The 12,678-nt window shown below is 68.5% G+C and carries 15 protein-coding genes; 2 read left to right on the top strand and 13 right to left on the bottom strand.

Translation table 11 applies throughout. From position 1 onward, the window contains the following. Window positions 1-26 precede the first annotated feature (26 nt). Window positions 27-344 carry a DUF4229 domain-containing protein gene (locus tag ACXYX3_RS03300; protein WP_241205181.1) on the bottom strand — a complete coding sequence of 106 codons (318 nt, stop codon included), beginning with the start codon at window positions 342-344 and terminating at the stop codon, window positions 27-29. A gap of 48 nt (window positions 345-392) precedes the next feature. On the opposite strand from ACXYX3_RS03300, the gene ACXYX3_RS03295 reads away from it, so the two are divergent. Beyond that, window positions 393-557, top strand: coding sequence for a hypothetical protein (locus ACXYX3_RS03295; protein ID WP_458610130.1), 165 nt, complete (start codon window positions 393-395; stop codon window positions 555-557). Window positions 558-561: 4 nt separating this feature from the next. On the opposite strand, the gene ACXYX3_RS03290 is transcribed toward ACXYX3_RS03295, so the two are convergent. The 7 genes from ACXYX3_RS03290 to hemL all read right to left on the bottom strand — a co-directional run bounded on the left by ACXYX3_RS03290 (window position 562) and on the right by hemL (window position 7,604). Then, window positions 562-1,626 (bottom strand): MinD/ParA family ATP-binding protein, encoded by a 1,065-nt coding sequence (locus ACXYX3_RS03290; RefSeq protein WP_458611965.1) that lies wholly within the window; start codon window positions 1,624-1,626, stop codon window positions 562-564. 76 nt (window positions 1,627-1,702) lie between these two features. After that, window positions 1,703-2,674, bottom strand: a complete 972-nt coding sequence (ccsB, locus tag ACXYX3_RS03285) for a c-type cytochrome biogenesis protein CcsB (RefSeq protein ID WP_241205179.1) — start codon at window positions 2,672-2,674, stop codon at window positions 1,703-1,705. Continuing rightward, on the bottom strand, window positions 2,671-4,233 hold the full coding sequence (locus ACXYX3_RS03280) for a cytochrome c biogenesis protein ResB (RefSeq protein WP_458610129.1): 1,563 nt from the start codon (window positions 4,231-4,233) through the stop codon (window positions 2,671-2,673). Before ACXYX3_RS03280 ends, ccsB begins: the two co-directional genes overlap by 4 nt. 110 nt (window positions 4,234-4,343) lie before the next feature. After that, a complete protein-coding gene (locus ACXYX3_RS03275; protein ID WP_458610128.1) occupies window positions 4,344-5,123 on the bottom strand; it encodes a cytochrome c biogenesis CcdA family protein in 780 nt (259 codons plus the stop codon). Then, window positions 5,120-5,701: a TlpA disulfide reductase family protein gene (locus tag ACXYX3_RS03270; protein ID WP_458610127.1), complete on the bottom strand. Its 582-nt coding sequence runs from the start codon at window positions 5,699-5,701 to the stop codon at window positions 5,120-5,122. Before ACXYX3_RS03270 ends, ACXYX3_RS03275 begins: the two co-directional genes overlap by 4 nt. Next, window positions 5,698-6,279, bottom strand: coding sequence for a histidine phosphatase family protein (locus tag ACXYX3_RS03265; protein ID WP_458611964.1), 582 nt, complete (start codon window positions 6,277-6,279; stop codon window positions 5,698-5,700). The genes ACXYX3_RS03270 and ACXYX3_RS03265 overlap by 4 nt, the downstream gene beginning before the upstream one ends. A gap of 20 nt (window positions 6,280-6,299) precedes the next feature. Then, a complete protein-coding gene (gene hemL / locus ACXYX3_RS03260) occupies window positions 6,300-7,604 on the bottom strand; it encodes a glutamate-1-semialdehyde 2,1-aminomutase (RefSeq protein ID WP_458610126.1) in 1,305 nt (434 codons plus the stop codon). A 76-nt stretch (window positions 7,605-7,680) separates the two neighbouring features. Here hemL and ACXYX3_RS03255 point away from each other — a divergent pair, with 76 nt between their 5' ends. After that, window positions 7,681-8,061, top strand: coding sequence for a nitroreductase family deazaflavin-dependent oxidoreductase (locus tag ACXYX3_RS03255; RefSeq protein ID WP_458610125.1), 381 nt, complete (start codon window positions 7,681-7,683; stop codon window positions 8,059-8,061). A gap of 520 nt (window positions 8,062-8,581) precedes the next feature. Here ACXYX3_RS03255 and ACXYX3_RS03250 read toward each other — a convergent pair. The 5 genes from ACXYX3_RS03250 to ACXYX3_RS03230 are packed head-to-tail and all read right to left on the bottom strand — an operon-like array spanning window position 8,582 to window position 12,305. Beyond that, window positions 8,582-9,952, bottom strand: a complete 1,371-nt coding sequence (locus tag ACXYX3_RS03250) for a cytochrome P450 (protein WP_458610124.1) — start codon at window positions 9,950-9,952, stop codon at window positions 8,582-8,584. Continuing rightward, window positions 9,949-10,434 carry a pyridoxamine 5'-phosphate oxidase family protein gene (locus tag ACXYX3_RS03245; protein WP_241205174.1) on the bottom strand — a complete coding sequence of 162 codons (486 nt, stop codon included), beginning with the start codon at window positions 10,432-10,434 and terminating at the stop codon, window positions 9,949-9,951. Before ACXYX3_RS03245 ends, ACXYX3_RS03250 begins: the two co-directional genes overlap by 4 nt. 43 nt (window positions 10,435-10,477) lie before the next feature. After that, a complete protein-coding gene (locus ACXYX3_RS03240; protein ID WP_241205344.1) occupies window positions 10,478-10,819 on the bottom strand; it encodes a hypothetical protein in 342 nt (113 codons plus the stop codon). Window positions 10,820-10,867: 48 nt separating this feature from the next. Continuing rightward, on the bottom strand, window positions 10,868-11,458 hold the full coding sequence (locus tag ACXYX3_RS03235) for a TetR/AcrR family transcriptional regulator (RefSeq protein ID WP_458610123.1): 591 nt from the start codon (window positions 11,456-11,458) through the stop codon (window positions 10,868-10,870). Next, the gene (locus ACXYX3_RS03230; RefSeq protein ID WP_458610122.1) at window positions 11,445-12,305 is read right to left on the bottom strand and encodes an oxygenase MpaB family protein; all 861 of its coding nucleotides are present in this window, start codon (window positions 12,303-12,305) and stop codon (window positions 11,445-11,447) included. Before ACXYX3_RS03230 ends, ACXYX3_RS03235 begins: the two co-directional genes overlap by 14 nt. Between the last annotated feature and the right edge of the window lie 373 nt (window positions 12,306-12,678).

Genomic DNA, 12,678 nt, shown 5'->3' with positions numbered 1-12,678 from the left:
ATTCCGCTGAAGTTTGCTGGGGCCGGTCAGCCCTTCTCGGGGCCGGACGGATCGTCTCCCCGCAGCCGGGCCTGTAGCTGCGCGCGTTCGGTGCGGCGGCGCTCGTCGAACGCGGCGATGCTCTCGGTGGCCCGCCGCCGCAGCGGGGCGAACAACCAGATGCCCAGCGGGAGTGCGATCACGATCGCGAACATCAGTGCCACCACGACGGGGAAGTCCTGCAGACCGATCAGTGCTCCGATGCCGAGGATGGCCGCGGTGACCACCACGACGAGGACGAGGCGGGCCACCACGTACGCCGCGACGTCGAGCAGCAGCCGGGATCGAGGCCGTTCGTCAGTCACGGTCCGAGCCTACCGAGGGCGCGTATATTGACAGGAAGGAGGTTTCGAGTGGCCTATTTGCTCCTGATTCTCGTGCTGGCCGCACTGGTCTACGTCGGATGGCGGGCTGCCCGGATGTCTGCGCAGCGCCCGCGCACGCGGACCATCGGACCCGACGACGATCCCGATTTCCTGCGCCGGATCACCCCGCGCGACGACAAACCGCGGTCCTGATCGGCTAGCCCGGCGACGGCGACGACTGCCGCGCGCCCGGGAAGCCTTGCGCGACGGTCGCAGCCAACTCCAGCAGCGCTTCTGAGGTCGCGGGGCGCAATCGCTCGAGGGCCACTTCGGCGCCCTCTTCCAGATGCGGATCGAACGGAACCTGGCAGACGGCTCGGCAGCGTCGGGTGAAGTGGTCGACGACCTTGTCGAGGTCGACCTTCCTGTCGCTGCGCCGCGACCGCGGCCGCACCCCGTTGATGACGGCAATCGAGGTGCGCACCAGGTCTTCTCGCCCGTGCGCGTCGAGCCAGTCCAGGGTCGCCGACGCGCTGCGCGCCCCATCCACCGAGCCCGAACTGATCACCACGAGCGCGTCGGCCTTATCGAGCACGGCTGACATCGCCGAATGCAGCATGCCCGTCCCGCAGTCGGTGAGCACCACGCTGTAGAACCGCTCGAGCAGGTCGAGCGTGCGCCCGTAGTCGTCGGCGCTGAACGCCTCCGACACCGCCGGATCACTCTCCGACGCCAGCACCTCGAGCCGGCTGGCGCCCTGCGACGTGTACTGCCGCACATCGCTGTAGGAGTCGATGCCCTCGATGTCACGCAACAGGTGCCGGACTGTCGCGGCGGTTTCCACCGGCACCTTCTGGCTCAACGTGCCACGGTCGGGGTTCGCGTCCACCGCGACCACCCGGTCGCCACGGGTACTCGCGAACGTCGCACCGAGCGTCGCGGTGATCGTCGTCTTGCCCACGCCGCCCTTCTGCGACAGCATCGCGATCCGGTAGCAGCTGCGCAGCGGTGTCTGGACCTGCGCCACCAGCTGGTCGTGCCGCACGGCGCGCGGGCTCTCCCCCGCGTCGACGAGACCACCGGAACCCCGGTACAGCCACTTCCGCCATCCCGACGACGGCCCCTTGCGGGCCTTGCCCAGCAGCGCGACCGTCGACAGATCGAGATACGGCGGCGGATCGGGAACGTCGGAGCCGGGTCGGGGTGCAGCGTCGGCGAGGGTCACCCTCGGCAAGCCCCGCGGCGGTGTCGGCGCCGTCCACTCCGCCGGTACCTCGGCCATCGGGTCGGAGAATCGATGTTGCGCGCGAAAGCTCCCCGGCGTATCGGTCACCACCCGATCATTCCTACACCCGGTCTCAGCCGACGCCGGCGTACGAGTGCAGTCCGACCGTCACCAGGTTGATGAAGAACAGGTTGAAGACCATCGCGACGAAGCCGACCACGTTGATCCAGGCGGCCTTGCGGTCGCGCCAGCCGGCCGTCGACCGGGCATGCAGGTACGCCGCGTAGACGACCCAGGCGATGAACGACACCGTCTCCTTGGGGTCCCAGCCCCAGTACCGGCCCCACGCCTCCTCGGCCCAGATGGCGCCGAAGATCACGCCGAACCCGAAGATCGGGAACGCGAAGATGGTGGTCCGGTAGGCGATGCGGTCGAGTGTCTGCGCGTCGGGCAGCCGCGACACGATGCGGCCGATGGTGTCGGTGCGGCCGGCATCTCCCAGCGCAGACATCTTCAGCAGGAACAGGATGCTCGCCACCCCGGCCACCAGGAACACCCCGGAGCCGAGGCTGACGACAGAGACGTGGATGGGCAGCCAGTAGGACTGCAGCGCCGGCATCACGGGGGCGGCATGTGAGTACAGCCATTTGCCCGACACCGTCAGCAGGATCAGTACCGGCACCAGCACGAACACCCACAGCGACCGGTACTGCGGTTTCCGCAGGACCACGGCACCCGCCACCAGACCACAGAAGCTGGTCAGGTTGATGAACTCGTACATGTTGCCCCACGGCACCCGCGCCGTGGACAGTCCGCGCAGCACGATGCAGGCCAGCAACAGGCCGATGCCGACGTACACCATGGCCAGGCCGGCCGACCCGATCCGCTCGTCGAACGGCCGCCGCGGCGCGTCGTACACCCGACCGGGTCCGTCACCGGCCACCGAGCCGGCGGCCACGAGATCGCGATGCTCGACCCGGCGCCCACGGCTGTAGGCCAGCTCGACGGCGAGCAGCAGCAGGGCCACCACGAGCACGACGATCGACGACGTGAACGCCCAGTCGGAGTAGCGGGCCAGCCCGAGATCGATGTGGGTGGTGTTCATGCCCGATCCGTTTCCTTCTCCCTGGACGGTGTGGTGACCCCGGCAGCCGAGAGCAACTTCGCCGTGAGGCGCTCGAACTCGTCGCCCCACCCTGAATTGTCGGTGCGCGCCAGCCCGCCGAGCTCGACGTTCACGGTACCCGGCGGTCCCGACGTCAGACGCACCCAGACGCGGCGACGACGCACCACCAGCGACACGATCAGTCCGCCCATCATCGTCATCGCGAACACCAGCACCCAGACCTGGGCGGGGTCGTGGGAGACCTGCAGGTTGACGAACGGCACCGCGCCGTCGAAGCGCACGATCGTGCCGTCGGGCAGCCGCGTGTCCTGGCCCTTGCTCAGGTTGACGCGGGCGACCTTGGTCAACCGGCCCTGGTCGATCATCCGAGGATCCAGTGAGAACAGCGACTGGGGACGGCCGGTGTCCAGTCCGGTGTCGCCCTTGTAGATGTCGATGGCGACCGCGGGATCGTTCAGCGCCGGGAACTTCGAAGACAGCAGCGTGCCGTCGAGTTGCTCGGTCGGGGCGAACAGGCCCTGGATCGCGATCTGGTTGCGGCGCCGCTCCCGCTCGTCGGAATACGTCCCGCCCGGCGGGTCGAAGCGCATCGCGCCCGAGGACAGAAAGGTGATCTGGTCCTCGGGGCGCCACTGGAGTGTCTGCGTGCGGGTCTGGCCGTCGGGGAACGTCACGCTGAACGTCGGTGCGTAGCCGTGGCCCTGCAGGTAGACGCGGTCACCGCCGACGCGCAACGGCTCGTTGACCTTCAGCAGGTAGGGCCGCCAGGTGCCCGACGTCAGATCGTCACCGGCCTGGTAGTCGATGTCGGCCTGGAAGGACGTGGCCTGTCCGTTGTCGAGGTAATTCGCCTGGAAGTCGTTGACCCGCACGCACATCGGATACAGCGAGGTGCCGTCGACGGTGTTGCCCGCCCGGAAGGAGTCGAACGCTGCGGGCGACGCCGAGCAGAAGCCGGGCCCACCGTCGGCGACGACGATGACGTTGCCCTCGTAGCTGAACAGCTTGCCGGCCGCGACCGCGACGAGCAGACCCAGCAGCGAGAAGTGGAACACGATGTTGCCGAACTCGCGCAGATAGCCCTTCTCCGCGGAGATCTCCGTGCCTGATGTCGCCGCCGGAGCGGCTCCGGCCGTACCGCCTTCGGTGCGGGTGAACCGCCGCCAGCCGGACAGCTGCCGGTCCATCGCCTCGGCCACCGCAGTGATCTCGCCGTCGACCTGTGCGGTGTGGTGCTTGGGCAGCCGGCCCAGGTTGCGCGGTGCGGCGACCGGGTCGGCGCGCAGACTGCGTACGTGTTCGGCCAGCCGGGGGGTCAGACAGCCGACCAGCGATACGAACAGCAACACGTAGATCGCGGTGAACCAGAAGCTGGAGAACACGTCGAAGGCCTGCACGCGGTCCAGCCAGGGCCCGATCGTCGGGTGCTCGGCCAGGTACTCGGCGACCTTCGTCTCGTTGAGGCTGCGCTGCGGCAGCAGTGCGCCCGGGATCGCGGCGAGCGCCAGCAGGAACAGCAGCACCAGCGCGGTGCCCATCGACGTCAGCGTCCGCCAGGTGTTCCGGATCAGGGCGAGCAGACGCGAACTCGAACGTTTCGGGCCCCGATCGCTCGACGTCGCGTCTGCTCGCGCAGAGGAGGTGACCATCAGATCGGGAGCCTCACGTCGCTGACGAACGCATCGCGCACCCAGGACACGAACTCACCCCACAGGCCGGTGACCAGCGCGGTGCCGACCAGGATCAGCAGCACGCCCCCGAAGATCTGGATGGCGCGGGTGTGGCGACGCAGCCAGCCCAGCCCGCTGACCGCACGGGCGGAACCGAACGCCAGCAGGACGAACGGGATTCCCAAGCCCAGGCAGTAGGCGATCACCAGGACCACGCCGCGAGCGACATTGCTGCCCTCGGTCGCCGAGGCCACCGCGATCACGCCGGTCAGCGTCGGCCCCAGGCACGGCGTCCACCCCAGCGCGAACACCGCCCCGAGCAGCGGAGCGCCGCCGAGGGTGGAGATCTGACGCGGGGTGAACCGGGTATCTCGCTGCAGCGCGGGCACCAGCCCGACGAATACGAGCCCCATCAGGATCGTCACCACGCCGCCGAGACGTTGCAGCAGCACCTCGTTGGTGATCAACGTCGTCGTCATCCCCAGCACTGCGACGGTGCCGAGCAGGAACACCGCGGTGAAACCGGCCACGAATAACGCCGCGGCGCCGGCGACCCGCAGGCGCGCCCCGCGCATCGTCACCGACGCCCCCGGTGCGGCCGGCGAATCCTCGACACCGACGACGGCGGCCAGATACGACACGTAGCCCGGCACGAGCGGCACCACACACGGCGAGGCGAACGACACCACACCGGCCAGCACACTGATGCCGACGGCGATCAGAAGCGGTCCGCTGGAGGCGATCTCGGCGACGTTCACTTCTCGTCCGCCAACCGTTCGACGACCGGCTGCAGGTCGGTGGCCAACAATTCCCGCAGGAACACCGCGGCGACCCGGTGCCGGCGGTCGAGCACCACCGTGGACGGGATCACCGTGGTCGGATAGCGCCCACCGAACGCGATCAGGGTGCGCATCGCCGGATCGTAGATGGACGGGAACGTCACACCGCGGTCGACGATGAAGTCACGCGCCGCATCGATGTTGTTGTCCCGCACGTCGATTCCGAGGAACGCGACGCCACGGTCTTTCGTCGCCCGGTACACCTGTTCGAGTTGGGCGATCTCGGTGCGGCACGGCCCGCACCACTGACCCCACACGTTGAGCACGACCACCTTGCCGGTGAAGTCGCTGAGCGACAACGTCTTGTCGGTGTCCATCAGGTCGGGGCCCGACACCGGACCCGGTGTGCCGCGCTCGGCCGGCGGGTCGTAGAAGATGTCCGTCTTGCCGCCGGGAGCGACGAATTCGAAGCTGCCCCCCTGGGCGACGGCGTCGCTGCCGGTCGAGCATCCCGCGAGCACGACCGCCGCCATCAGCAGGGCAACCAGACGAGTCACTGCCCGGCCAGCTCCGCGTACCCCCAGCCCACGCAGGCGTCGTCGTGGAAATAGAACGACGTGACCGAGGCGAGGTTGCACATGCGCCGCGTCGGGAAGTGGTGCAACGCCTTGTCGGTCATCGCGCGGCGCAGCGTCTCGACCGGTAGCTGATGGCTGACGCAGACGGCCTCGTGACCGGCGGCGGCACCCCTGGCGCGTCGCACGGCCCGGATCATGCGCTCCGCGATCTCCGTGTACGGCTCCCCCCACGACGGGGTGCGTGGATTGCGCAGATGCCACCAGTTGCGGGGATCGCGCAGCGCCCCGTCACCGGGCGAGACCTTCTGGCCCTGGAACACGTTGGCCGACTCGATCAGTTCCGCATCGGTGCCGACGGACAGGCCGTGATGGGCGGCAATGGGCGCGGCGGTCTCCTGCGCCCGCTCCAACGGTGAGGCCACCACGTAGGTGATGTCGCGGCCGGCGAGCCACTCGGCGACCCGCCGCGCCTGCGCCTGACCCCGCTCGGAGAGGTGGTAGTCGGGTAGCCGGCCGTAGAGGATCTTCTCCGGGTTGTGCACCTCGCCGTGCCGCATCACGTGCACCACAGTCTTGATCACGGGCGGCTCGCCGCAGCCGCGGCGCGCGCCGCAGCGGGCAGCGCCTTCTCGATCTGCGCGAACGCGTCGTCATCGAGAGCCGTGGAGACGAACCAGCATTCGAAAGCGCTGGGCGGCGGGTAGACACCCGCGTCGAGCAACGCGTGGAAGAAGGCCGGGAACCGCCACGTCTCGGTGGCCTTCGCCGAGGCGAAGTCGGTGACCGGATCGGCGTCGCCGAAGAACACGCTGAACATGTTGCCTGCGCGCGGAATCTGGTGGGCCACACCGGCTTCGGTCAACGCGCCACCGATGAGGCCGATCAGCCGGTCGGCATTGGCGTCCAGCGTCGCGTACACGGCATCGTCGGCGGCCCGCAACGTGGCCAGCCCCGCCGCCATCGCGACGGGATTTCCCGACAGCGTGCCGGCCTGATAGACGGGGCCCAGCGGGGCGAGGCGGCGCATGACTTCGGCGCTGCCGCCGAACGCCGCCGCAGGCAGTCCGCCGCTCATGACCTTGCCGAAAGCGAACAGGTCGGCGTCGACCGGATCGAGGCCGTACCAGCCGGACCGGCTGACCCGGAAGCCCGTCATCACCTCGTCACTGATCAGCAACGCGCCGTGCGCGGCGGTGATGCGGCGCAGCGCGGCGTTGAACCCGGGCAGCGGCGGGACGGTGCCCATGTTGCCGGGGCTGGCCTCGGTGATCACGCAGGCGATCTCGTCGCCGAACCGGGCGAAGACGTCCTCGACCGCGGCGACGTTGTTGTAAGGCAGCACGACCGTGTCAGCGGCGGCCGCACCCGTTACCCCGGGCGACGACGGCAGACCCAGCGTCGCGACCCCGGAGCCGGCGTCGGCGAGCAGCGCATCGCTGTGGCCGTGGTAGCACCCGGAGAACTTGACGATCTTGGCCCGGCCGGTGAATCCGCGCGCCAATCGGATCGCGCTCATCGTCGCCTCGGTGCCCGAGTTGACCAGGCGCAGCCGCTCCACGGGCGCCACACGGTCGATGATCTCGCGGGCCAGCTCGGACTCCGAGGGCGTCGGCGCCCCGAACGACAGCCCGTCGGCGGCGACGCGCTGCACGGCCTCGACCACGGCGGGATGCGCGTGGCCCAGGATCATCGGGCCCCACGAGCACACCAGGTCGGCGTAGCGGTTGCCGTCGGCGTCGGTCAGCCAGCACCCCTGCGCCGACGTGATGAACCGTGGCGTGCCGCCCACGGCGGCGAAGGCACGCACCGGCGAGTTCACGCCACCGGGGATGACCGAGGCCGCATCGGCGAAGAGCTTCGCGGAGACGTCGGTACTGCTCATGGCACCCAGTGTCCCAGCCGGGTCAAAACGGTCAACTACAGGGTGTAGTGGTCGGCCCCGGGGCGATGATGGTCACATGCAGTTGCCGCAACGACTGGCGCGGTTCAACCGCCACGTCACCAACCCGATTCAGCGGCTGTGGGCCGGCTGGGCTCCGACGATGGGGATTCTCACCCACGTCGGTCGCACGTCGGGCAGGCAGTACCGCACGCCCTTGACGGTGTTCCCGACCCGCGACGGGATCGCCGTGCTGCTGACCTACGGCCCGGACCGGGATTGGCTGAAGAACCTGACCGCGGCCGGTGGCGGCACGATGCGCCGCTACGGCCGATCGTTTACGGTCACCGATCCGCAGGTGGTGAGCAGGGCCGAGGCGGCACCGACGGTGACCGGGTGGATGCGGCCGCTGTTCGCAGTGCTGCCGTTCGAGCAGGCGGTGCTGTTGCGTCGGAACTGACGCGCGATCCTGGTGACTCCATCTCCGCCAGGCGATTGTCACGTCTGACCAGGTAGCGCAACAGCACCATCACGACGACCGGCACCGCCACCACGAGCAGGGTCTCGACGAAGTCACTCATTTCGGGTGCGTGAGCAGGGTTCACATTCACATTCCACCCCCGCCGGTCATCGAGTTCGGGCTCGCTGACGGAACCTTTACGGCCCCGCCGCGCTTTTTTACGGCGCCGAATCGACGGCTGTCGACGCGCTGTCAGGACATCGCAAAAGTTCCGCGTCCGACCGTCAGGGAAGCGTCAAGGACGCCCCGACGAGCCCGTATGCCGAACACAATCGGTGGCGACGCGAGAGCGAAAGGACGTCCGACGACGATGACCCCGGATGAACGCATCGGCAGCACGAGAGCGTGAACATGTCGTATCTGGTTCCCCTCACCCTGCTGATCATCTGCCCGATCACACGGTTGACGTCGGTGTGGATCGCGGAGGGCGGTCGACACCCCGACGCGAGGCGGCGGGCGCCTATCGCCGCGGAGTCAGCCGTGCCCTGATCGGGCCCTTGGCCACAGTGGTGAACGGCACCTCGCAGGCGAAGTCGTCGTCGAGCGACTCCACGGTCATCTCGCGGACCACCGTGGCCAGCGCCAACGTCGTCTCCAGGCGGGCGAAGTGCTCGCCGATGCACGGCCGCGAGCCGCCCAGGAAGGGCAGGAACTGCCAACGGTCCCGGGCGGCGACGTTCTCCGGGCTGAAGCGGTCCGGATCGAAAGTCATCGGATCTGGCCACAGCGCAGGATCATGGTGCAGCGCGTACAAGCCGAGAGCCACCAGGCTGCCCGCCGGCACCCGATAGCCCGTCACCTCGATGTCCCGGGTGGCCACGCGGGCCACCCCCGCGGCCGGCGGACACAGCCGGACCGCCTCGTGCAGCACCTGCACGGTGTAGCCGAGGCGGGACACGTCGGCCGGGGTCAGCTCGCCGTCACCGATCGCCGCGGCCTCGGCGGACACCCGGTCCTGGATGTCGGGGTGGCGTCCGAGAATCCACAGCGCGTAGGTCAACGCCGTCGCCGTGGTGTCGTGCCCGGCCAGCATGAAGATCAGCAGATCGTTGGAGATCTCCTCGTCGGTGAGCGGGCGATCGGTCTGCGGATCGGTCGCCCGGAGCAGCGCCTGCACCAGCGGCGCGTCCCGGTCCGAATCAGCCCGGCACGCCTGGACCATCTCGTCGGTGATGCGGCGCATCTCGTCGACGGCGCGGCGCGCGCGCCGCCGCGCCAGGGTGGGCAGCCACCGCGGTGCCCGCACCGGACGCAACGCGCGGTCAGCGGTGTACGAGGACGCGACGTGCATGCACCGGGCGATAGTGCCGCCGCGTTCGTTGAGGTCGACGCCGAGCACCGAGCGGCCCAGCGACTGCATCGCGACGCGACGGCACTCGGTGTCCAGGTCGACCTCGCCGCCTGCCGGCCAGCGATCCACGAATGCCTGCGCTGCGCCGGACATGTGGCCGCCGAACGTACGCACGTTGAGCTTGGTGAACACCGGCTGCAGCGCGCGTTTGCGCGGACGCCACTGTTCATTGGGCAGCACGAACAGGCTGTCGCCTGCCATCTGGCGCACCTCGTCGTGGATGATGCACCGATCGGTTGCGGCGTCGTTGCGGCCCAACACATCTCGCATTCCGGCCGGGGACATCACCGCGACGATCGCCGGGACGACGCCGGTGGGCCCCAGCTGGATTCGGGTGACGGGACCGCCCGCGTCGCGGATGACCTCCTGCCCGGTGTCGAGTCGCCGGACCAGCTTGACGAGGTCACGCAACGGCAACGGATTGCGCGGAACCGGAGGCAGCGACCGCACGTCGACCGTGCGATCGTCGCGCACCGTCACGTGGACCGCCAGGTCAGCACCTCGCCGGCGCCGGCGGTCATCGTGGACCCGGGCATCACCCGCAGGCGGTAGGGCGCCAACCGCAGAACGGCGAACTGCTCGCTGGTGGGCCCGTCGGCCCAGAACGGGATGATCGCCGGGTCATAGCCGACGGGCTGCGGTGCCGTGGCGAACCGCTGCCAGACATCGCGGCGCGTCTCCTCGTCGGTGTACCACTCCACTAGGCACTCCGCGCTGCAGGTGTCGTGCGTCGTGGTCCAGTAGCTGACCGACACCTCGGGATGGACGGCCAGGTGAGCCCGCTTCACCGGGCTGGGGACGGTGGCGATCCAGCCGAACAGATCGGTGCCGTCCCACTCCCAGATCGGGTGCAGGATGCGTGTTCGCGGTTTGCCGTCCGCGTCGACGGTGGCGACCGAGGCCCACACGATCGAGTGGGCCATCTCGACGAACGCGGGCGCGATCTGAGCCAGAGGGGTCACGACCGTCAAGCCTAGGCAAACGCGCCGCGTCGCGACGGAAGTGTCAGCTGTCGAGCTTCTTCTTGAACTCTTCGGTGTTGCGGTACTCGACGTTGCCGATGTCGGCACTGGTCTCGATCTTGCCCTTGTCGTCGTCGTCCACCCAGTCCGTCACCGACGTACCCGACACGGTGCCACTGCTGCCCGGCAGCGTGGTGGTCTGCAGGTTCTCTTCTTTGTAGGCCTCGGCCATTTCTTTGGCCTTCTCGCGGTGCTCGTCGGTGACCTCGGGCTTCTCGGTGAGTTCCTGGTTGTCGGGATCCGGGGTCTCGGTCACGTGCTCGAGTTGGACGTCGGGTGTGTCGTCCGGGGACCGCTGTTCGGTGGAGGTGTCGTCGGCGCTCATGGCCATGGGACTGCCCGAAAGTGTGAGCAACGAAACAGTCGACGGCGCTCAGGCCAGCGCGCCACGCAGGACTGTGGGGAGGCTCGGCAGGAAGTGGCGGCGCGCGAACGCGCGGATCTCGTCGGGTGTCTCGACCGGCTGCGCGCTGGGCAGCAGCAGCACCATCTCGGCGTACCGCAGGATGCAGTCGGCGAAGTCCTCGACGGCATCGGGGCCGATGCGTTCGGCGAAGCCGGGCGGGAAGATCTGCTGCAGCGCGTCGATCATCCGCGCGACGGCGGCGCGGTGATACCGCCCGGCGAGTTCGAGCGCCAGCCCGGGATCGTCGTCGACCATGCGGTGCAGCACCCGATGGTTGCGGAACTCCATGATCGAGAGCGTGAACGCCTCGACATAGTAGTCCTCTTGCGGCGCAATGCTTTTCAGCTCGGAAGCGATGTGCGCGAACAGCCTGATGTTCTCCCGTTCGATCACGGCGCCGACGAGCTCGTCCTTGTTGGCGAAGCGCCGGTAGATCGTGGTGCGGCTGACCCCGGCGCGACGGGCGACGTCGTCGAGCGCGACACGTCGGTAGCCGTGCCGCTCGAACTCGAGCACGGCGGCGTCGAGGATCTGTGTCGTCGCGTCAGCCGCGGGCATAGCCCTTGAGCGCATATCCGGTCATCCGCACACGCATCGGCAGATGGTCCCACGTCCAGGTGACTGGCCGTGACCGCCAGAAGGCCGCGAATCGTCGATAGCGCCGTTCCTGACGCTCGGACCAGGGCAGGTTGAGCAGCTCGCGGGCTCGGGGCGGGAGTCCGCCGGTGGTCAGGAAGGCGGCGATCGGGTTGAAGATCGGTGCGACGATCCGCCACACCAGCGGGTGCACGGCCTTGGGCTTGGGGAACCCCTTGGTGACATAGCCGACGCCGTACTTCGCCGACGGGTGCGCGATGAGCACGCGCTCCATCATCGTGTCCCAGTAGCGTTCGAAATCGGCATAGGTCGCGGGCATCGGCCGGTCGCTGACCCCGTATCGGCGATACCAGGTCTTGGATTCCAGCCAGATCTGCTCGCGCTCGGCAGGGCTCAGACGTTTCACGAAGGTGTCGACGAAGTAGTAGATCTGCTCGACGAACGTCGCGTGCGCCCAGAAATAGGTGTCCGGGTCGAGCGCGTGGTAGCGGCGGTCGGTACCGGGCAGTTCGCCTTTGACGTGGTGATGGAAGTCGCGAACCTGGGTCCCCGCGTTGTCGGTGTCGGAGCCGTAGACGGTGTTGAAGATCGGCGGAATGGTGCGCCGCAGCCGTTCGGCGGTGTCGGCGAAGAACGTCGAGTGGTCGTAGACGCCCTGCCCGAGCTCGGCGAGCATGTTCTGCAGCACCGCCGGACGCGGGCCGATGAGATACATCCGGTTGTCGCCGAAGTACTTCCACACCAGCGAGCCCGGGCCCAGGGGCAGCGCGTCGTCGAGGGGTTCGGTCTGCTGCGCCAACTCCGTCATGGGAACAGTGTTACAAATTTTGCACTTTGTACCAAGAGGGTGTGGTGTGGGGCACATCGGGCGCGAGTGAGAAGCCAGGGCTGCGATTCGGGCCAGCCGGCAGCCTGGAATGCTGATATGGGGAGTGGTTTGTCAAGTGGGCAGGGTGAAGCGGCGGCCTCGACCGTCGTCGTGGCCGCCGCTTCCTCGGTCAGTGCTGGGTGTCGGTGTACCGGGGACTGGCGCGCGTGTCGTAGCGACGGCTTGTCAGTCTGAAATGCGCGGATTGGCTACCGCAGATCGGTGTTTCGAGTGACGATGGACCGCTGTCTATTCACGAGCGTGACCCGTCGCTGGCGCTCGGGGTTACTCATAGCATTCACGCGGGTCATCG

The sequence above is a fragment of the Mycobacterium sp. Panama NTM2 genome (assembly GCF_054355555.1).
The sequence above is the reverse complement of the archived record's forward strand: the minus strand, read 5'-3'. Positions and strand labels throughout refer to the sequence as shown.